At 49.2% G+C, this 22,785-nt stretch carries 11 protein-coding genes; 6 read left to right on the top strand and 5 right to left on the bottom strand.

Going from position 1 to position 22,785, the window contains the following annotated elements:
- Positions 1–111: 111 nt before the first annotated feature.
- From AB1656_02685 to AB1656_02670, 4 genes are all read right to left on the bottom strand, one after another.
- The gene (locus AB1656_02685; GenBank protein ID MEW6234270.1) at positions 112–11,499 is read right to left on the bottom strand and encodes a hypothetical protein; all 11,388 of its coding nucleotides are present in this window, start codon (positions 11,497–11,499) and stop codon (positions 112–114) included.
- 513 nt (positions 11,500–12,012) lie between these two features.
- Positions 12,013–13,254, bottom strand: a complete 1,242-nt coding sequence (locus AB1656_02680) for a hypothetical protein (protein ID MEW6234269.1) — start codon at positions 13,252–13,254, stop codon at positions 12,013–12,015.
- A 124-nt stretch (positions 13,255–13,378) separates the two neighbouring features.
- Entirely contained in the window at positions 13,379–13,573 is a 195-nt protein-coding gene (locus tag AB1656_02675) for a hypothetical protein (protein ID MEW6234268.1), read from the bottom strand.
- A 6-nt stretch (positions 13,574–13,579) separates the two neighbouring features.
- Entirely contained in the window at positions 13,580–14,737 is a 1,158-nt protein-coding gene (locus AB1656_02670) for a hypothetical protein (protein MEW6234267.1), read from the bottom strand.
- Positions 14,738–14,964: 227 nt separating this feature from the next.
- Here AB1656_02670 and AB1656_02665 point away from each other — a divergent pair, with 227 nt between their 5' ends.
- The 3 genes from AB1656_02665 to AB1656_02655 all read left to right on the top strand — a co-directional run bounded on the left by AB1656_02665 (position 14,965) and on the right by AB1656_02655 (position 19,011).
- Positions 14,965–16,839 carry a hypothetical protein gene (locus tag AB1656_02665; protein ID MEW6234266.1) on the top strand — a complete coding sequence of 625 codons (1,875 nt, stop codon included), beginning with the start codon at positions 14,965–14,967 and terminating at the stop codon, positions 16,837–16,839.
- A gap of 258 nt (positions 16,840–17,097) precedes the next feature.
- The gene (locus tag AB1656_02660) at positions 17,098–17,811 is read left to right on the top strand and encodes a hypothetical protein (protein ID MEW6234265.1); all 714 of its coding nucleotides are present in this window, start codon (positions 17,098–17,100) and stop codon (positions 17,809–17,811) included.
- A gap of 3 nt (positions 17,812–17,814) precedes the next feature.
- Positions 17,815–19,011 (top strand): hypothetical protein, encoded by a 1,197-nt coding sequence (locus AB1656_02655; protein ID MEW6234264.1) that lies wholly within the window; start codon positions 17,815–17,817, stop codon positions 19,009–19,011.
- On the opposite strand, the gene AB1656_02650 is transcribed toward AB1656_02655, so the two are convergent.
- Positions 18,986–19,921 carry a zinc-binding dehydrogenase gene (locus tag AB1656_02650; GenBank protein ID MEW6234263.1) on the bottom strand — a complete coding sequence of 312 codons (936 nt, stop codon included), beginning with the start codon at positions 19,919–19,921 and terminating at the stop codon, positions 18,986–18,988. The genes AB1656_02655 and AB1656_02650 overlap by 26 nt on opposite strands.
- Before the next feature lie 412 nt (positions 19,922–20,333).
- Here AB1656_02650 and AB1656_02645 point away from each other — a divergent pair, with 412 nt between their 5' ends.
- From AB1656_02645 to AB1656_02635, 3 genes are all read left to right on the top strand, one after another.
- Positions 20,334–20,555 carry a DUF2905 domain-containing protein gene (locus AB1656_02645; protein ID MEW6234262.1) on the top strand — a complete coding sequence of 74 codons (222 nt, stop codon included), beginning with the start codon at positions 20,334–20,336 and terminating at the stop codon, positions 20,553–20,555.
- A gap of 108 nt (positions 20,556–20,663) precedes the next feature.
- Positions 20,664–21,710: a tRNA preQ1(34) S-adenosylmethionine ribosyltransferase-isomerase QueA gene (gene queA, locus AB1656_02640; protein MEW6234261.1), complete on the top strand. Its 1,047-nt coding sequence runs from the start codon at positions 20,664–20,666 to the stop codon at positions 21,708–21,710.
- Between the two features lie 78 nt (positions 21,711–21,788).
- Positions 21,789–22,673: an HD domain-containing protein gene (locus tag AB1656_02635; GenBank protein ID MEW6234260.1), complete on the top strand. Its 885-nt coding sequence runs from the start codon at positions 21,789–21,791 to the stop codon at positions 22,671–22,673.
- Positions 22,674–22,785: the final 112 nt, after the last annotated feature.

Below are 22,785 nucleotides of genomic sequence, written 5' to 3'. Positions count from 1 at the left end.
CGATAGATTTTCATAATAAAGCCACCATCGCTCGCTTTTAAAAAGTCTGGGCGGGGTTCCCTTGCGAGTTCCCCGCCCAGTTTTCATTATACTAGATTCAATCTAGCAGTCTTACGGAGTGTCAGTATTGGCCGCGCCAACATACACAGCGCCGCTCGTCGGATTAGTTACGCCAACGAATGCGCTAACGCCTGCAAACCGGCCATAATCCACGCTGTTGATCTTAACGCCGCTGTAGGAACTAAGCGTCGTACCGCTAAATTGCGGCTTCACGATCTTGAACTTAGAAGCAGGAGCGGGGCTGACTGTAGTGATCGTAAACGAACCAATGTCTACAATATTTCCAATCTTCAGATCGACCGTATTCTCGCCGGAAACGGCATAGAGCGAACCAGTACCGATAATCAACTCGGCTCCATTCGCCGCAACGCCGTCAATCTCGCCTGCCGCTATGCTCAAGGCGCCGGATGGATTGACATCGGTTCCGAAGACGGTTTGCGTACCTTGTGTGGCGTAAGTAAATCCAGTAACGGTATTTACGCCGTCAACCTTCTCAATTGTCGGGAAGATAACATTCACGAAGCTTGAAATAACGCTGCCTTTCGCCGAAGTCACGCTGCCCGTATTGTCGCCGAGACTGGCGGCAACGATTTCCTTCGTACCATCGCCATTGATATCGGCTATGGCGTAGGAAGCTCCACCATTGCCTGCAAACTTGGGACCAAATCCAGACCACGGAGTACGTTTGGCTACATCGGCAACCGAGCCTGAGACTCCGCCCGTCTGCTGAATATCCAAGAGATGGAACAACGTCTGCGAGGTCGAGCTATTGCCTTGTCCAACGAGCAATTCGTCGACTCCATCGTTATCCACATCGCCTGCGGCCAAGGTAACCGAATCGCTCGCGTTCTTCGTCGAGGCATTGCCAGCCAAGCCAGAGAACTGTCCAACAATAACCCATCCATTAGGAGCGGGTTTACCCGTGTACATAAATAACCGGATTAGGCCATTGCCGTACAAACCTTGAGCGATGGCAATCTGCTTAGTTCCAGCGCCGATGAAATCGCCAACGGCGGCGGGCATATCGCCAAGCATGTATTCGACGGGTTTCGGAAGAACTCCTATCGTACCTGTCGGGAACGCATCCTTCGGGTGAGCGACAGGCAACCTTGTGGCTGCATCGCGCACCATAAAGTTGTTCGGGAATTTAGCATTAGCGGTAATGGCCGTATGAGTCGAAACGATATCGACCTTTCCATCGCCGTCAACATCGCCCAATGTTACGTAGGCGCCACGAGTCTGGCCGCCGCCGATTACGCCTTCATTGGGTATACCCTTAATGGAACGAATGATGTTTCCAACAGGAGTTGTAGAATTAGGATCGAAATTACGTATTGTTACTAACGTGCTTCCGCCTAAGCCTTGTGCTACGACGACTTCATCGATAGCTGCTGTTGGAGTAGGCGCCGTTGTCTTGATGGTGAATAACACCGTCGATTGCGTCGCCTTCAAATCGTTGGCGGAGAATTGTACAAGCAAATTCTCGGTAACATCGGTTGGAACCGTAATTTCCAAAACCGCAGTAATTGTAGTGGTGCCGAATTGCGAGAATTTAATGTACTTCTGATCGATAGGCGTATCACCGATTTTAACGCTTTGGTTGACGAATATCGCATCGCCATCCGGATCGGTAACGGTAAAGTTGAAGAGTACAATCTGACCTGCTTCTGCATTCACTGATTCGCCGCTCTTGATTACGGCTGCTTCGCCATCCGCAACTTTCACCGTGGCTGAAATGACAGGCGCCTGACTTACATTCACGATATCAATCTCTTTCGAACTGGAAACAATCTCGACTCCATTCGTAAAGGAGAAGTTAAGCGTGAACGGATCGCCTGTCTTATTGACGGCCGGCAGATCGGATTCTTCATAAGTCGGGGTATAAGACAAGGTTACTTTCAATGTACCTGCGCCCTCTTCCACTTTCTCGAATGTAGATAGCGGAGTAGGAGCGGTATTGTAGGCGAAGGTCAATGGATCATTACCCGGATCAGTCGCTTGCAACACTATGACTAGTTTCTTATTCTCATCAACCGAAACGCTATCCTTCAGGGTAGCCGATTGCGCCGCGTCGCCGGAGGTGATAGATACAACCGACAACTCAGGAATCGCTTTCTTGGGAAGAATATTGACGCGCAAGGTCGCATTGTCGGAAGCAATAGCATTACTATCACTATCGCTGCCATCGCTAGCTACTAGAACGAGATCGAAGGTGGCAGATGCGACAGAACCAGTAATCGCCGTGAATTTCGGTACGAAGGTGAACACCGATTGGCCTATGCCGTCGGCAAAGATCAACGAAGCCTGGCTGTCGACTACCATACTATCGAACTTGGCGATATAACTGTCGGCCGTAAGATTCGTGCTGATCGAAGCCGTTACGGTCAAATTGCCGCTGCGATTCGCATCGGAAGCGCTTACTACCACAGCCAAAGACGAACCTTCTTCAATGGTTACTTCGCGAATATCAGCGCCAGCTGTCGTATTCCAACCCAGCGTTTGCGCTTCAATCGTCGCACTGATGACATCGGAAACATAAGCGATCGTTTCCGTAGCGGGGAAGATTTCATCAAAGATGGCTGGCTGATTGAAGTTAACGGTAATCATGCTGCTGTTGACAATTTGATTGCTTATATCCGTGGCGTATGCTGTCGCCATCATAACATTCGTAGCGCTTGGATCGGTATTAAACGCCGGCGTAACGGAGAGCGACAGATCCAAAGTCTGAGTTGGATCTTCGGCCGTCTTCACGAAACCGAGACCATCCGTTTGCGCGGCATAACCTACAGCCGGATCAGGATTGATGATCCATTCCAGTTTTTGAATACCGCCAGCGTCAAAACCATCCGCTTCAACGGTTATCGTACTGTCGGCATTGACAGTAAATTGATTTGTTGTCAAAGCGATATTGTTACGCTTTAAGGTAAGTACAGGCGACGCGTCCAAATAAAGTGCGCTGGACGGTTGCGAACTCGTATTTCCAAGACTATCCGTAGCGCTAACGAGGAACGAGAAGGCGCTAATCGTAGTGCCGTCTTCCTGAGCAGGAATCGTTACGACAAAGTTTCCAGAGATGTACGATCCTGAGGATTGGATATTCTTTATAATTCTTTCCGATGTCGGGATAGTATATCCATCCGCCTTTATTGTGATATCGCCGAAGTTTTGGTTATTGAAGATATCCAATGGGCTGTCTACTGATTCCGTCATGCTGACGGCTACCTTTAACGACGCATTTGGCTCAACCACGGAATTGGCGGATAAGATGCCTCCAATCGCGATCTGTTCGCCGCTGGAATTACGAGCTACGCCCGAATTCAAGGATACGGATAAGGTGCTCAAATTCGGAGGATTATTGTCGACGCCAAGTTTGTTGTCGTTCGATGGATTCTTTCCGCCTTGATACAAGGTAGTAGCCGTATCCCATTTCGAACTGACGGGAATATTTCCGGCATCATCCATAATTGTCCCTGTAACTAAACGAATCACCTTCGATGTAGTCGCCGTCAAACCAACTTGATCTGAAATTACAATCTGGTACGTTGCGGATATTACAGTAGATTGATTTACGCCGCTTACATAATCGACGTATTGAGCGCTCAACAGGGTGGAATTGCTGCCTGTAGAATTGAATGGGGACAAATCGGCGGTAACGCTCTTCAACAAGTTCGCTTCTGCAGTCGCAACATCGTCGGTATTCAAGGTAATCAATCGACCGTAATTATCCGTAATATTGACAAACCGGTCGTCGCCAAATCCATCTATACGTGGATTTGTAAAGATAATGTTGAAATCGACCGTATCGCCGCTGCGGACGCGGTTTGGCACCGTCGCAAGATCCGTAGAAAGGTTCGGAGCAAAGGGGAATCCTACACGTAAAGGCTGATTGCTAGCTGAAAATCTCGTAATATTCGGATGAGAATCGTCTAAGGTCCGCTTTGTTACGATATACGAGGTTCTCGCCGTTGGCCTTTTTGAGTCTACGGCGAAGGTCGCAGACTTCGTAATAACCTCGTCAAATCCAGAACGATTGTCGAATACTCTGATAGAAATAAACGCTTGTTTTGAAGGCGAGGCGCTCGATTGGACGGCAATGTAAGGCAATCCTACGATTTCCGCCAACGAAGCATTGGTAACCTTGCCGTTGGCAACATCGCCTGAATTAACCAAATTGTAGGTAAACAAGCCTGTAGCCGTCGCAAGGGTAGCGCTGGCGGGTACGCCGTTCAATAAACCGAGCTTTTCCGAGTCGGTTATAACGGGAAACGTATTAAACGCGTCGGTAAAGTAGAAGATTTTATCCCACTGAGCCACGACTAGACCTTCACCCGTCAATTCCACCTTAGTCGGAACAATGCTGTTGAAGGAAGCCGCTATTTGAGAAGGATACAAAGCGCTCAGGTCAGCATAAATTTCTCGTGGAATCTCTCCGGAGTAAGGAGTAATCGTCGCGTCAATGACGATTCTATTACCCGGTTTCAATTCGAAGGAAGCGGAAGCGCCGTCTATGCTGTTCTGACCGATGCCAAGGTAAGCGGGTCCCATACTTTCATTGACGCCGTCAATAACGAGGCTCATTTCAGTAACGCTAGGACCTTTAGCATTGATCGCGAGCTGAATGGTTTCATTTTCGCCTACAAGAGCATTGCCAAATATGTCTGTAGCGGAAATGCCGACTTTCACAGGCAATTTAGAAAGCGGATTGCTTACGACTTGCACAACGTCCGTAACCAGATAGATCGATCTCGTAACGGATTCAACGAGTAACTTCTTTCCAGAGATTCCACCGTCCTCAAGACGTTTTACTCCTGTTTCGGGCTGCAATTTCTCGCGCCAACTCAATATCGGACCTACGAAATCTCCCGCAGAGGATCCATCAACGACCATCGTAGCAGCCCAAACAATATACTTTCCGGCGGGAACATTCTCAATGTAATTCGCGCCAGTCTGAAGCTTGTTATAGGTAGATACGCTTGAAGCGTCAATGGCGTTAACTTCCACTTCATTGTTGACGACGATAATCGCTTGTTGCAATACTCTCGGACCTTCCGTATCGATTTCGATCGGGAATTGGTTCACGCCAACGCCGCTAGCTACGCCGGCATTGTAGTTCTGATTGAGGGCGGTGGCGGAATAGTTCGTATCCGTCGCATAAACGGTGATGCCAGCCGCCGTTGTACCATTATAGTAATTCGCAATATTTACAGGATCGCCATTCGCCGCAGGCGACATGGTAAAGGTCGATGCAGGAGTCGTGCCATTCGATCCCACAGTGAAGGTTACAAGCAATGTCGTTGTACCGGCAGCGCCCGACGTCTTGAGGTGGAAATTGTTGGAAGCGTAAGAAGACAAATCCAAAACTCCATTGGATACTGAGACGCTATCCAGCGACGAAGCGTTAAAGCCTTTCGCGAAGCCGGAATAAAGCGATTGAATCGTGGTGAAAATTTGATCGCTGCTCTTCGGCGTATCGGCTACTTCGATTTTCGCCGTTACTTTCGTACCGTTTTTCACGCGCGTAGGACGAACGATCTGCCCAGCGGCGTTATACACGGCGCTGGTATAATTGACGCCATCGACTTGGCCTTCCTTCAAAACATCCACGTACGGAATTGCAATTGAAGGCGCGTTTGCATCGAGTTGCATCGATGTAGAAGATTTTTGCGTCTGATAATTGCCCAGTTGATCGAAGGCATAAACTAGGAACGAGGCGCTTTCGACATTAGCCGAGGAACTGATCTGCAAACCAGGTTGTTTTTGTTGCTGACCAAGTTCGCCGGCGACTGGATTGAAGCCGAAGTACGCCGTCAATGTCGTATTTGTACTTGCTACGATGCTGGAGAAGGAGCCGGTGGCATAAGCTGTTGGGCCAGCGCCTTCCAATTTCCAGAATGTCGGAACAACTTCTTGATTCGTCCCATTCGCCTGGAAGGTGGCCAGGTTAGATGGAGCAAACTGTCTCGCATCAATTTTCATGACGCTTCTCATCAGAGTGCAGGCGACGCCATCGGCTGCTGTCTGAAGAACATCGGTTCCGTATTTCTGTTGCTCACGCATTAACGCGCCGATCAAACTGCCGGGATAGCCAGCCGTATCGGAGGAATCAGGATAGGTGGCAACGACAATAATCGTAGCCGTCGCTTTGTTGATTGTTCCACTTGGAGCGGGATCGATCTCGCCATCCGTTTCCAATACGCCATTCTGGTAATAATTGACGGAGATAGAGTCAACAGAAGGAGCCACTTGATCGACGTGAATCCCCGGCGCAACCTTCGTATCCGTCTTGTCCGTAGGATCGGTGACGGTAATCGTAACTCCCGCCAAGCGCGCATCGGCGATAGGAGCGTCGCCTACCGTCGCTTCGAAGGTAACTCTCACAATACCAACGCCCGCAGGAACGATCTGCGTCGGATTGGCTGCAGGAGTTAATGTCAGAACACCAGCGCCAAACGCTGTAAAGTCAGCTTGGGCTTGTTTAATATTGGTGAAGGCGGCGTCTGACAACGATACCGTTGTTAAGATGCGCAGCTTGTCGCCTTTCTTAACCGAGGTGGTAACCAGAGAAATATCCTTAGCAATGGCGCCTAGACGGTCATCCGAACGATCCGTGCTGCCGCCGACATTAAGAACGGCGATCCAGGTACCGGTGCCATCCGCTTCGTATTTGCCTACTATGCCTTTCGTATCGGTTGCATAGTTGATAACGCGATTAGCATCGATAGCGATATTCGTAATGCTCACCGCGCCTTGAGTAATGAACATCGAATTGCTTGAAGAAGACGAACCCGTCAGCTTCGAAGCATCCGTTGCGCTAAACGTAACATTACCTCCGACAGCGTCAGAGGAAACAGTATTGTTCCATACGGCGACGACTCTATTAGCCGCTACAAGGGGAAGGCCTGTAGTTTTGGGTCCCATATACACCGCCGTTGGCGAAGCCGCGGTCAAGCCAGTCGTAAAGTTACTCAGATTGGCCGTATAGGAAGTATTGACTTCCGTATCGTTGTTATCGCGCGTAAATTCAGCGGTAACGGTATAAACGGAGCCTGCCCGTAAGAATGGATCGATAAGACTATCCAGCGAACCAGCAGGAGACGAAGTTTCTGTAATAGCATACGTCGTCTGTCCCGATGGAGCCGTGCCATCAACGTCAACCTTCACCGTGCTGGCCGTATGCTCCGCTAAGCTGCTGCCAATTACAGTTACAACAGCCTGAGCGCTCTTAGCGCCGTTCGTATCTTTCGCCGCAACGTTCGTCAAGCTAGTTTTCGGAATTTCGAAGGTAGCGTAAATAATTGAGCCCGCTGTGGCATCGGTTCTGATGGTTGAACTGCTTGTATAGGTCGTCGGTACTCCTAAATTGCTGGAAACCATCGATATGGAGGATGGACCAACTAACGTCGGCGCGCCCAAACCGGAGAAATCACCAGAGATGTAATCGCCGGAAGTCTTAAATGGCCCGCCGCCCGTCGTACCATTACCGATTTTCACGACAAGCGTAATCGTCGAATCGGAAATGATGGTAGCGGAATTAATCGCCGTATTAGCATAGGTTGTAGGTACGGTATCCCACGCCGTGGATCCTTGCAGCGTCAATGCCGCCGTATTTAACTTATTCGTAATCTTATAGTCGTAAATGGCGACCTTCGGCTGATTGAAGTCGCCGTATGCTACAGGTATTACTCGTTTTGTAACATTTCCAGACAAATCTCTTGCTGCAAAGGTAACTTGACGTACTTCTGTTGCCGTCATATTTGTATTGAGCGACGATGTCTTATTGATTAGGTAATACCATGTAGCTTGGATAATGTCGTTCGCAGTAGCGTTACCCACGACTCTCCCTGCCTGAGAGTAACCTAATAATGCAGTTGCATCGGGAATAACATCTTTCGCGCCAATTACAAAGTCGGAAAAATCGGCGCTAATAGTTTTAAAGAATCCTCCGTAGTTCGTAGCGCCTGAAACCATCGTACCAATCGAGTAAGTAGATACCGTAGCCGTAGCATCCAGAAGATACGGGAAAGCAACATCATTACTTAGGACATATTGCTCAAAAGGCGCAAATTCAGGATTGGGCAAACTCGATGGCTCAGAGAACGTAGCGGAAATAATTAACATGTATCCCGCTTTGACTGATGGCGTAGAACCATTGATATTCCCCGCAGCTAAAGTTGAAGGATCGATAGCATCGGCGTCTCCAGCTAGTTTCGCGGTGGAATTAAGGAATTGGTAGAAGTAGAAGGAAGAACCGTTAAATCCCTTATTGGAATTTCCTTCCAAAGCCAACGTCGTTACGGGGTGGAGAAACGGATTGTATTTAACCGTTGTAGCGGTAGAATTAGAAGCTTCTCGAATCGTCAAATTCGCCAAACTCGTGTTATTCGTATCGGTAACGATGACGACGCAATTAGAAATTTGTTTACCGCCGCTGTAATTGGGAACAATCAATCGATTCCACGTATCTGGTGTATAATTGAAAGCAATCTGCGGACGGCTAACATCAAGAATAATGGTATTACTGTATTGTCCAGGTTTACCGCTATTAAGATATTGGTTGTAAACGCTATCTTGCAAGTCGACAACCATACTGGCATTATCGATGCTAAGATCAACCAATCTAAAATCAGCGGTTAACGCCTGGGTTGTTGATCTAGGAACGCCTATCAAACTGTCAAACGTAGCATAAGCCACCTGTCCAGTTCCCAAGGAACCACTTACAAAGCTCCATGTCGTGCTGGAACCGATATTCTGATAATTTCTAACATCCATTCGGTTATTGGAAGCCGTAACAAAGCCAATAAACGGATTAGCCAATGAGAATTTGAAGTTATCTTTCACGTAATTGCTGGCCGTATAGCTGGGCGGCATCTTTGAATCTATATCCGTCGTCGAAGCCGTAGTCGTATTGAACTGAACAATGACGCGAACCTTGCTGCCGTTCTGATAACCCGTCGTCGTTGCAGAAGCGGGGAAGCCCGCATAGGCCGTATCAGGAATCGCGGCAGTACCGCGCGTTACCCAAATGATATTGGGATTTGCGGCAATCGCGCTTCGCAGGACGCTGCTGCTAAACGAATTTACCACAAACTTATTCATTGTCGTACTAAGAATCTCGGTTTGATACGCCAAATTCTTGAACGCATCCGACGTGCTGGTTGAACCGTCAAAGTAACCATCCGGCAACGCGCTGACAACAAAAGTAACCGCCTGGATTTCGGGCGCCACGGCGTCGATGGCCACTGTCGCCGGACCGACCAACTTTCCTTTGAAGGAAGACGAAGACAAGTCGGTAACGGCGGCGTACTTAAATACGGAGTTAATATAGGAGGTGGAAGAAAGAGGCGACTTCAGATCGCTTAAGCCGATAGACCCCGTTTTCTTTTGATCGTTGATTTCGTAGACCAATGCCGGGTTGCGCGCATCGTCTGAAACCTTGAGAATAACGCCGGCGCCAGGATTCAACTGAGTGGTCGGATTCACAGCCGCCAACAATCTCACGGTTACGGAAGCGCCGGGAATGGTTCCGCTCGGAACGTTGGGTACTGTGGCGATGAAGGAAGAAGCGTTACCGACGCTACTGCCGCCGGCGGCGGTATAAGTAGTGTTATACGCTTTATTAGCAATAACACTATCGTCGTTCGCCCACTCGCTCCACGGATTTGTTCCTGCGGGATCGGTCAGAACTTGAATATTCAACCAACTCAAGGTATTGGCGTTCTCGTTGCCGCCGATGATCTTCATTGCGAGGAAGGCTTCGTCGTTCCACTCGTTCAACGTGGTAGTATACCCAGGACCGACCTTATGGTTCTGCGGCAGACTGCTGACGAAGTTCTGGTTATGCGGTGAGGTGGAATCTTCGCCGTACATGGCCAGTTCCGTAACCAATACGCCGGTCGTATCCGCAAAGAAGGCATCGTTGCTATTGGCGTAAGTTGCCGTTGTACCTTGATTGCCCGCATAAACGTAAGCTGTTCCTTCCGTGCCATAGCCATCGCCCAGCGCCGTATTCGTCGCTGCGCCGACATCGTCGGAAATGGCCAGCGTAAAAAGCAGATTCTCGTATTCGCCGAACGTGACCAAATCGTCCTTCATCTGGCCGGTAACATAAAGAATCATGTTGGCGCCAGATGGTTGGGTATACGAGAAGATATTGTACATGCTGGAGAAATCGACGATCGAACGATTCTTAATGGTCATTGAGATCGTCACTTCGCCGGTAGCCGTCTTTACATAAGCGGTCTGACCGCTCGGCGTCAAATTGACGTGCGCCTCGCCGGCCGTTTTATTGGGACTGGACGAATTGAGAACATAAAACGGGTCGCTGTTAGCCGCAAAATAAGCGTCCGGCTCGCCGTCTTTATCCGCATTCGGATTAATCACCGCTTTAAACGTAACAATATCGCCCGCGCGGAACTGGAACGGCAGTTCAGTCGTCAGTCTTTGATTGGGATTCAATTCCGTCCACCGAGCCGCATGATCCGGCGTATCCACCGCCGCTGGATTCGCGAGAAGTTTAGAGACGGTATCCGTGGCGTCGTCGATTTGGATGGTGGAAATTTCCGGCCCTGTCATCTTGCCGGAAGAACTCGTGATTTCGTAACCCGTCAAGTTTGATACGCCGGTGGAAGCGTCAGCGATCAAACTTCCGACGATTTGCAAGTTGGCTGTAAGACCGCTGCCGTACATCCTGGCATCCGGATCGGTCGCCGCCATCACTAGTTGGGAAATATTCCACGAGCATACAACCGTGTTCGCCTTCAAGCCCGTAATGCCGTATACGTTATCCGCCGTGATGCCTGTAACGCTGGTGGGGCTGACGTTCGCATAAAGGCTGGAGGGAACGGTGGTTTGATCCCATAACGGCAGAATCGATTTCAAATTAGCGGGATCGACGCACAACGTCGCTTTAATGACGCTTTTCACCGCCGCGATGGCGTCCGCATCTGCGGTATTCTGAATCGCCGTAACGGAAGCGGAGGGAACGCCGGTTACAACGGCGAACAATTGCAACAAATCTCCGTTCTCGATGTTCGCCAGAATCGGCTTATCGCCGCCGGCCAAGAACTGACCCTGCACGGCGGTGACGTCGATCTTGCCATCGCGCGTCAGATCGTAAATCCGCGTTCCGGAATCTTTCGCGTAAAAGATACCGCTGACGTATCGCACCGTTTTGCCCGCGACGGTGGAATAACCCGTCGAACCTTGACCGTTGTAAAACGAAACGTCGAGGTTGACGAACTTCATCGCCGACGCGTCGAGAAGAGGCTGGGCCATGGCCGAACCGCTTGCAAGCAACGCCAAAGCGAAGATTAGTCCCAGTATCGATCGAACTCTCATCAGATTGCCGATGATTACTCTCTTCATGATCTCTCCTTTTCCTCTATGATCGCGATTTAATTTTCGAAAGTGTGAAAACACTGTATCTCCTTGATTACGCATTTCTCCCTCCTGAGGCACGCTGCTTGAAGCTTTCTCACAAGACATTCTGGCCATAACTCGCTTTTCCTTTCATTGCAGTCGCGATATCGAACCTTGACGATTCCCACGCATTTCATTCAATAGACACGCATTCCGTTTTATTTAGCATAACTTATGCCAAATAAAACCCCTCGGGCTCGATTTATATTAAGTCCTGTAAAGTCAGGACATTACACCCAAACTGCTTTTCTCTCGCCTTACAGCGTCTTTTTTCTATCGGAACATCCTTTCCACTCAGCCAGCGAAGATTTCCACATGCAAACGCCTGACATGAATGTTCTTACGTTTAGCTCGGCCTCTTGTCCCAATCGTTCCATCCTGGGGAATAATGCTCCCTCGGAAATCACGCATTTCAGCCGATTAAACTCAACTTAGATAGAGCGAATTTGCTTGCAATCTAGCACAGTCCAAAACGCTTGTCAACGCTAAATTCAAAAAATGTACACTTTGGGAAGAGGTTTTTTTCATTTTTTTTCAATTATTTTTTGGAAGATTAAAACCCTCCGCCCAACGTTCGTTAAATTCTTCCACGGGCAGCCTTCCATTCATAGCGTCTATCGCTGTTTTTTGGTTAATGATCGCTTCATTATCCCTCACGACAAAATAAACTCCCGGCGCGAATCGCAGATCGGCTTTCCCATTTTCCGCTTCATGCAGCGTACAATATCCTTGCGCTTTGGCTACAACGTCTATATGAGACAACAAAAAATTTAAAAAGTCCATCCCTCTCTTAGGATTCGACGCCTCCATGGGAAGAGCGCCCGCCGCAACTTGGCAGGGAATCGTCATTTTTTTCTCATCGCATGGCGGAAGCAGAAGGTAGAGTTGGTCGCGTTCGTTTGACGGCAGCGACATAACGCTGGAATAGCGCGTAAATGCGATTAAAGATTTCGATTGTACGAATTCCGATACATTGGAAAGTTGCGGAATCTCTTCGACGGGACCCTCGGACTCTTTCAAATACGTCTTCAAATTCAAAATCGCTTGCCCAAAAGCTTTCACGCCAAACATTTCATATTCTTCTTTATTCACAGCGATCTCCCGCACTTGATCCTGATAAAATCCAGCCGCCATTTGAAAAGCCGCCAGGCTGTCCGTCAATCCATAGGGCGAATCCGTAATAAAGACAAGATGCGGCATCGTCGTTCCCTCGCTGCGCTTCATGCCGCTGATCATGCTTATTTTGGCCCAATCTCTCGGCGGCTTATTCTCTCCAATGATCTCCGACGCCGCTTTTTTGAAAGCGATCACCACGGGATCGATCAACAGCGGCAGCGCCCAATTCGACGTCCCATCGGCGGCGATATACGCCTTATCGATTAATGGAGGCATAACCGTCATGGTGGCGGAAATGGGATAATAAGCGTCCGGCCGCGAACGCAACGCCGCATTGAACGCCGATGGAAACAGAATAACATCCGCCTGGCCGATATAGAGGGCGGGATCGTCTTTCACTTTGCCGGGATCCGCCGTTTCCACAGTGGCATTTACGACCACGCCCCCATGAGCCGCCTCGAATTCCTTGAAAATAGGCTCAAACGCCTTCACCTTTAAATTCGTTCCCGATAGAAAAATCTTGACGTTTAATTTCTCCACCGGCTTTTTTTCCTCTTTTTTCCCGCAGGAAACGAATACAACGCTTGCGCACAAAAAAAGAAGGCCAAAACGAACTGCGCTCTTTTTTCCATTGGACGAATTGCAACCGAAAACCGTCATGTTTAATAATCCTTTCCTCAACGATTCGATTATTTTTTAGGGGTAAAAACGAATGGAGTTATCGCATCTTCATTTTAACGATTAAACCTCTTGATGCGTTACGGGTGAAGAGAAAGGAATTCATTCAACCGCGAATATATCGCTTTTCGATACCCTCATCCATGATGCTCAATCTTAACTCTCGCCTATTGCGCTCCCAATTATCTATTTGATCTTTTTGCGCCAATATTTTTCTTTCTTGTATTCGCTGCTTAAAAAGAGGTTTGGTTTCTAGTATAAAATTCCCGCCATCGCGAATCGAACGTTTTTCATCATTCATCACTCCTCATTCATCATTTATTTCCGTCTCCCGCCGCAATTCCAGACTATGCAAATATACCGCAGGTTCTTCATCGCTCCCCGCCTGCCGATTTGCACGGATTTCTATGAGATTCTTGCCTTCGTCCAATTCGATCGTTAATGCGCAGCTTCTCGATTCGGCGCTTTCGACAACGAGAATTTTTTCATTCTTTCCCCGAATCGCCGCCTGCGGCAATGCTATACCCGTCGCTGCGCTTGACAATCCCGCCGTCAATAGAAACTTACCCGATTGCGCCGCGTATAAGTCGAACCACGCGGATCCCAGCTGCCGCGGCGCCTCATTCTTCGACGGAAAACACTGCTCCAATCCGATCGCTCCCTCATCCTCGGGAAAAGGCCGATCCGAAGCCTCTGCCAACAAATATTTTCCAAAACGGTCGTCCGCCCCCGCCGCCGTATACTCTTCTAGTAAACTGAGCGCCCGACTTTTTTCTCCCAGCAACAACAACGCTCCGCCTACAACCGCTTTCCAATGGGGATTTCCGCTCTCCGGCAGCGCCGCGATTCTTTCCAATTCATTCTTGGCGATTCCATTGCTATAGCGCAAGAAAAAATGCCAATCGTCCGCTGCTCTTTCCGGTGAATTCATTTCGGCGTAACACACTCCCCGACCATAAATCGCCCTCAAGGATGTTTTCCCTCGCCCCCTCTCGATCGCCTCGGTGTAAGACGCCGCCGCTTCCTCATAACGCTCCAGCTGCAACAGCGCATCTCCCCGCGCCAGATATGGCTGGCCTTCGCTCATTCCCCGCTCCAAAGCGATAGCTTCGTCATAATAGCGAACCGCCTGCGCCAAAGCTTCCGTTCCCCTTTTAACGCAGCAAGCGTTCGCCAATCGAAGCATCCCTGACGCTATCTGCTTGCGATGGCCGTCGAGCCGGTCCTTCTCGTACAACTCCTTGAAATAATCCCGCCCCCTCTCATACTCCCGAATCGCCTTCGCATATTCTCCCTTGCGCAGCCATTCGTCTCCGGCGCCGTAAGCGGCGGAAGGATGCCCAGTCTCGATCCACAACATTTTCCGGGGATTCGCGGCCAAATATCCCAGCAAAATAAACGACGCCAGCAAAACCAGCCCCCAAACCGCCAAAGCGCCCGCATCGAATCGATCGATCGTTTTCATCCTATAAGCTTTCTCTCAGCGTTATGAAAAAACAGCGCCGATCTTATAAAAAATCACATCTATTTTTCTGTTTTTCAAGAAGAAGTGGAAGCCATTGAAGAGTAATTATATTTCTACTCACTCCATATTCTCCCAATTCAAAACGCGCCGGTCGCCTTCTCCCTAAAAATTGTGTATTCTCCTGTTCCAGGCGGTTTAACGATTCCTATCAAACAGGGAGAACCACTATGCGTCTAATCGTTCCGATTTTTTTCTTCGTCCTCGCCGCATTCTCGCCTTGCGTCATCGCTCAAACGCACTCCATCCCCCAATTCCAAACCTATGTAACCGCCGATCAGGTCGATCATTATCTCTCCTCCCCCGAAAACCGGCAAAAAGCCATCTCCGTTTTTCGTGATTTGGGCGTCGAGAAAGTCTACCTCGAATCGATCCGCACGGGCTATGCGGCCTCTCTAGACAATTTGGCGGCGGCTAGAGATTTCTTCCGCCAGCAAAGCTTGCAAGTTTCCGTCGGCGTCGCCACCCTCGCCGGAAACGGCTTCGGCGTTGCCGCCAATGATAAGGAGATTTGGATGAATTACCAAAATCCAAAAACCCAAGAAGACTTGGCCGCGCATTTTCAAAAAATCGCAGCGATGTTCGATGAAATCATGATCGACGACTTCTTCGCCACCGACGACGAGACCGAGGAATCCATCAAAGCCAAAGGCGATCTTTCCTGGCCCCAATACCGCTTGGATTTGATGATGCAAATCGCTGACGAGTGCGTCTTTAAACCCGCCCGCGCCGCCAATCCTTCCGTCCACGTCATCCTCAAATTCCCCCAATGGTACGACCGCTTCCATTGCTACGGCTATGACGTGGAGCGCGCCCCGCAGCGATTCGATCGCATCTGGGTGGGTACGGAAACCCGCAGGCCCGACACGAAGCGCTACGGTTACGTCATGCCCACGCAAGGCTATATCAATTACAGTTGGCTGAAATCCATCGCGGGCGATAAAATCGGCGGCGGCTGGTACGATTTCGGGGATTGCAGCCCGGAACTCTACCTCATGCAAGCCTATCAAAACGTCCTGGCAGGCGCGCGCGAAATTGTTCTCTTCGAGGCGGGAAGCCTCCTCCAGTCGCACGAATGCCTGCGCGATTTCCGCGCCCGGCACGATGCCGTCTATGCCCTCGGCAAACTCCTTAAGGATCGACATCCCCTTGGAATGCCCGCCTATAAGCCTCCCCAAAGCGATGGCAGCGGTCCCGGCGGCGCCGCTAACCTTTATCTCTTCGATTACGCCGCCGCCCTCGGCCTATCGCCTTTGCCTTGCGCTCAATTGCCCCAAAATCCAGCCAGCGTCTTTCTGCCATGCCAAGCGGCGGACGATCCAGCCATCGGCGACGCCGTCAAACAATGGCTGAAAAACGGCTCAACAATCATCGTTACTCCCGATTTTCTAATGAAACTGCACGATTCCGAACTCAACCAGGCGGCGGGCTTCGCACCCTTCGCTTCTCTAACGATGGATACGGTAAAAGCCGAAAAATTCCTCCTCCGCGGCCAGGAAATCGTCAATTTAACTTCTATTCCCCCCAACAATTTTCGGCCTCTTCCCCTACCAACTCAGGCCAAAATTATTTTATCCGTCATGGCGCACGGCCAAGAAATTCCTATTCTCACCCAAAATCAACCAGCTGAAGGAGGAAAAATTCTAGTACTCAACCTGCAAACCTTCACTCATGAAGAATTCTCCCCCGATAAAGAGCAATTTCTCCCGCCGCGTCCCCTTATGATTCAGGATTGGACGGCGAAAACGCAATGGTCCGCCATGTTAGGACAGGAAATCCGTCATGAAATCCCCAATCCTTACAATATTGAAATCTCTTGTCTTACAAATCTTGGCGTCTATTTTTACGATAGTGGAATTATGATCCTCGCCAACTTTAGCCCTCATCCCGCTTCCTGCGAACTGATCGATAGAGACAAAAAGAGGTTGATTCAATTGCACAAAGTCTTTCCCCACGCCGAAAATACGCAATTCCATTCCCGAAAAGACGGCGCCAACCTGCAAATCCCCCCTTGGGAACTCGCCGTCTTGAAAATGAAAGGCTAACTCGCTAAACGGACTGTCAATTCCCTATCCATCATGGAAAGGGTAGGGTAGGGATGGAGGCCGCGGGTAAGTCTTCCCGCCCTTGACAATTCCGCGCTATCCAACATCATCCTTAAATTCCTGCGATTCAATGGATCGAGGAATCCGCGTTTTTTTATACTTTCGCGGCGCCAAAGCCATAATTACGCGAACTGCCGCGCATCGATTCGCGCAGGGCAATAACGATCACAATTAAGCCTAGATTTGCGCCCGTAAACAATGAATTCGAATAAAACCTTGCGTCCATCAAAGAAAAAAACGCCGTCCGCCGCTCCCATCACATCCATCCCCGCGCCCATCGGACGATGGACCCAACCTCTCATACTTAATTCAACCTACTATAAAACCGGTTCACGCATAGGTTTTTTTCTCGCCTTGGCCGCCATATTCGCATTCGTCCTATTTGTTGTTCAATGTTATTCGAACAAAATTGCGCTTCTTGAATCCGATCTTTTGCAAAAAATCTACGCGGAGTCGTCAAAAGAAAACTCTCCCATCCAGATGTTCGGCCAAATGGAAAAGATCAATTGGTTCCAAAAAGAAAAAAACCAAAACAATGTGGGACTTCACATCCAATTGAACCAAAATGGAGCCGTTTTATTTAAAATACCCAAACAAATGATCGCCTCTCCTCATAAGGAAAGAAGAATCGCCATCCTGCCTCATATCACCTATAAAGGAAGTCCCAAGTTGATCTTTGGTTTTGGAAAAGAAGAATCTTCCAACATTCAAGAATTAATTGCTAATTTGCGCCAACCTGGAATTGAATTTATGCCGAAGAACGATTATTTCAACGGAATTCCTAATCCTGTTTTCTTCGCCGAAGACCAATTTTTATACTCTTGGGAGCAAGCGGATTTTTTCTACATTACTTTTTACGCCTTGATTCCCACTGATTTATTTTTAGTCAAACTCGCGCTCATTGAGGGATGATCGATGAAGCTGCCGCCATTCCTAAACGCTTCCCCCGAACCTATTGCGAATAACATCGAAAATATTTCGCGATCCAGCTTCTTTTTCGGCGCGGCGGTCTCTCTTCTCTTAACGCTCTCCTCATTCTATTTCCACCCTTTAAGCGGCAATAACACCGTTACTATTTACGTGCAAATGGCGAAATCTCCTTATCAATATTACGCCATGCCTCACGGCAGCCGCCTCCTCACGCCGTTGATCGTACATTTCCTGCCCTTCGCTTACGATACAGGCTTCCGGGCCGTGGCGTTTGTCTCCTTTTTTGCCAGCGGCCTTCTCATTTTTTCTCTTCTGAAACTTTTTAAGCTTTCGGATGGAATCGCGGCGGCGTTTCTGCCGGCGTTTTTTTTCGCTCCGGCGGCGCGGTTTATCATTGCTCACGCCTGGTTTCCCGACCCTATGACCTATTTATGTCTATCTCTCTTTTTCTTTGGCGCGATTACCGCCAATCTCGGCATTACGACGGCCGGCGTCACCCTCGGCGCTTTGAACCGGCCCGAATCTCTCGCCATCGTTCCCGTACTCGCCGCCGCTTGGTGGGTGAGAAAACAACCGTTGCGATCTCTGGCTCCCGTGGTTCTCAGCTCAATCCCTGGTATTCTAATTTACGGCTTTTTTTGGGATTTATGGCCTAAAATCCATTCCGATTTTTTCGCCATAATGAACACCCCGCCCGAATCGCTGTCATTAACCGGCGAAGATTTAAAGGGCATTTTTCAACAACATGGCTTTTCGATTCTTCTATCTTCTCAAATTTACCGCGAAATGCTTCCCTGCTTATGGGGACCGGCCGCTGTCGGAATTATAAGTGCGCCAAAACGTTTAACTTGCGTATGTCTAACGCACGTATTCTTTTCCACCCTGCCTATGCTGGTAGCCGTAGATTTCTTCCGGCTGCCTTTCCTGGCTTTTCCCGCCGTTTTCCTCCTCGCCGCCGCCGGATTCGCCGAATTGCGGAAAATTAATCGCTGGCTTCCAATGCTCGCTATTGCCGCCGTCTGGCTGCATCTCGCTCTCGTTCCCCTAGCGATATGGCCAGGAATCGTCAGCGCCATTCTATTCGTCATCCTGATTTACAAATGGCGAACCTTATCTTTATCGGCGGCGGAAAATAGAGGTAAATATAGGGGGATTATCAATCGTATTCCAATAATACTTTGATATGGCTCTCCGGCTCTTGTTCGATCTTTTGCAAAGCCAGTGAAACATTCTGAAAAGAATAAACGTGCGATAGGATCGGCCAAACGATCACAGTTTTATCCGCCAAGCTCTTCAGAACGATGCGCTCCAAATCCGCCCGCACGGGATAATTCTCGGCTTCTATAAAGCATGTTCCTTTTTTCAAACATTCTCTCCGCGCCTCCTCCACCGCTTCCGCCGAATAATGCAATCCTCCCGCCGTTACGGTTCCCCCGCATCGCGCTGCCTGAATGCACTGACTCAATCCCCGGTCTGTTCCCGATAGTTCCACGACAGAATCCAGATCGGCCAGCTTTTCCCATCGATCTCCCTCACCCAACGAATTTTGAATCGTCGTATGCGCTCCTAAATTCTGCGCCGTTTTGAGGCGCGAAGGCAACGGATCCACGGCGATCACCTCGCCCGCCCCGCTCGCCAGAGCGTATTGCGCCGCCATCAGCCCCACCGCCCCCATCCCGAAAATCGCCATCCGGTCTCCATACTTCAATCCACTGGCATGAATGCAACGCAGCGCCGCTGCTCCCGGATCGGCGAAAACGGAAAATTTCTTTTTCAACCACGCCAAGGGATAGGCTTCATCCTGCTGGAAAATGTGATAATCCCGGTGCGGCATCGGCCCATGCGCCATATCTCCCGCCGCAAACCGATCCACTTCCGATCCCACCTCCACCACTTCTCCCACGCCCCACGTTAACGGAGCCACGGGAGCGGAATGATCGTTCCAACCCGCCATTTTCCATAGGAACAGATCGTCCCCATGCCGAAGTCCCGTCAATTGCGTCTTGATCCGAATCTCATTCCGGCGCAGAGGCCGCTGCTCCACCTGACGAAAACCAGCCTTCCGATTCTGGATGCAAAGCTCCACCGGCATTTTCCAGCTCCCAACTTGCCGCAATTTCCTCTTCTCTTGCGTCCGTGTATAATTATACCTTCGGAACGGAACAGGATGACATAAGATAACGCAGGATAGGCCGAGCGAAGCGAACGCCGCCGCTATTTATCTTCTCATCCCGGAAAGGCGCGGAATTTTTCCTTACCATGCGCCTCCGCATGAATACCATCTCAAATTCGATGAAAAGAATCAATAGAATTATACCAACCTGCATTGAGATTGTTGGTTTTAAATCCCTCTCCCAAGATGGGGAGAGGTTAGGTGAGGGTTGATATTATTAAACTTATAATCCCCTCACCCTAGCCCTCTCCCAGAGGGCGAGGGAATTTTAAGTCACATTCTTAAAAATACTTGGTATTATTCCGCGATTCGTCATTTTGGAGAACATCCTATGTCTCCCAGTTTAGGAAAACTCTTTCTGGTCATCGGCGCACTATTTATCTTGATCGGATGCGTCTTCCTCCTGGCGCCCCATATTCCCTTCCTGGGCCGCCTTCCAGGCGACATCGATTACAAAGGCGAAAACGTCCGTTTCTATTTTCCTATCGTAACCTGCATCGTTCTCTCCATTCTTTTAACGATTCTATTGAATATTTTCGGAGGATGGCGTTGACGTTGCTTTATGTTTTTTAATTCTGCGAAAACAATTCCTCTCTCCAGGATATGGCTCGCGCGGGGGGAAATGAACGAAAATCTTGACGATCGATCCTAAAAAAACCAAATGGAACTTAACCAATTCGATTACCATCTGCCTCCCGAACTGATCGCCCAATTCCCCGCCGAACGCCGCGACGAATCCCGCTTGCTCGTCGTCAAACGGGCTGATGGCGGCATACATGAATCGCGCTTTCGATCATTGCCCGATTATTTGTCTCCCGGCGACGTCATCGTCCTCAACAATACCCGCGTCTTCCCCGCCCGCTTATTCGGAAAAAAAGTACCCGGCGGCGCCGCCATAGAGATGCTGCTTCTTGAACGCATTGATCGCGAGAATTGGCGCATTATCGCTTACCGCGCCTCCCGCCTCAAAGCCGGAACCCGCGTCGCCTTTTCCGTTTCCTTCTACGCCGATGTTATTCAATCCCTCGGCGACGGCGAATTCATCGTCCAGTTCTCATGGCAGGGCAATTGGGAAACCGCCCTCGCCGCCCACGGCCATATTCCCCTGCCGCCATATATCGCTCGCCAGGACGGCGAGTTCTCCGATCTGGACAAAGAACGCTATCAAACCGTTTACGCCCAAGCGAACGAACGCCTTGACTCCGCCGCCGCCCCCACGGCGGGACTCCACTTCACTGCGGAACTCCTCGCCGCTCTGCAAGAAAAAGGCATCCAAATTCATAAGGCCACTCTTCGCGTAGGACTGGACACCTTTCTTCCCATGCGCTGCGAGCGCGTCGAAGATCACCGTATGCACTCCGAAGCCTACTTTCTGCCCCAAGAAACGGCGGACGCCGTCGCAAACGCCTTAGCCCAAAACCGCCGCGTCGTCGCCGTCGGCACCACCGCCGTCCGCATCCTCGAAAGCGCCGCCGCCGCTCCGGGAAAACTCACCGCCGGAGCGGGAAACGCCGACATTTTCCTCTATCCCGGCCGCCCTTTCCACATCGTCAACGCCATGATCACCAATTTTCACCTCCCCCGCACGACGCTCCTCCTCCTCGTCTCCGCCTTCCTGGGAAACGACCTGCGCCGAAAGGCTTATGAATTCGCCATAGCCAACCGCTTCCGCTTCTATTCCTACGGCGACGCTATGGTTATTTTGTAACGTATATCATTCAAAAATGCTTTCTTACCGTATCATTATTATTTCGAAAGCACTAAAATAAAACGTGATGAATAAATCATGTTCAATCTTTTTCAGATGAAACGTCATTACGAGATGAGAGAAATCCGCGATCCTATACATGGCTTTATCGAGCGAACCGAAAAAGAACAACAAATCATCGATACGAAAGTATTTCAACGCCTTCGAAGGATTAAACAACTTGCGATGGCATTTCTGGCCTATCCAGGAGCCATGCATACCCGTTTCGAACATTCGCTCGGCGTTAAACACATTGCTGGAAGAATGGCGAAAAATCTTCTAAAAGATGAAGAAGAAATCGAATTAATTCGAATTGCCGCTTTATTGCATGATATTGGTCATGGCCCTTTTTCTCATGTCTCGGAAAATATCTTAGAAAAATTTTTTGACCCCCGAAAAATCGGGAAAAAAGAAAAATTTCACGAACAAATCACTCGCGATATTATTTCGAAGAATGCTGAACTTGCAAAAATTATAAGTGAACGAGAACGTGAGAAAATCATTAGTATATTGTCAGGAGATTTATGCGATCCAATATTGAAAGGAATTGTATCGGGCCCTTTGGATGCCGATAAACAAGATTATTTATTGCGAGATAGTTACTATTGCGGAGTGAAATACGGCGTTTTTGATATTGAACGAATGATCGACACGATTAAAAAATACACCGGAATAGATGAAAAATTTTTAGCCGTCTCTCGTGACGGAATTTACACGCTTGAACAATACATCATTGCAAAGTATCACATGACGACTCAGGTTTATCGACATAAAGTTAGATTAGTTTCTGACGCCATGATTGTTCGCGCCATCGAATTGGGAATTGATAAAGATAAATTGGATTGGCTGATTCAACTATACAAATACGATGGGACCGACGAATATATTTGTAATTTTTTAGAATGGGATGGAGTTATAACCTAAAGGTGTGGATTGGAAAGAAAAAGCAGCGTACCCTTTCCTTAAGCGAAGAAGGCTGAAAAGCCCAAAAGAAAGGATACGCGCTTATGTTCAAGTTTACTCAGGAAGAAGGATT

It is taken from the genome of Candidatus Omnitrophota bacterium, from assembly GCA_040755155.1.
Taxonomy (GTDB): domain Bacteria; phylum Hinthialibacterota; class Hinthialibacteria; order Hinthialibacterales; family Hinthialibacteraceae; genus JBFMBP01.
Note: the sequence above shows the minus strand (reverse complement) of the source record. Positions and strands in the feature narration are given on the sequence as shown.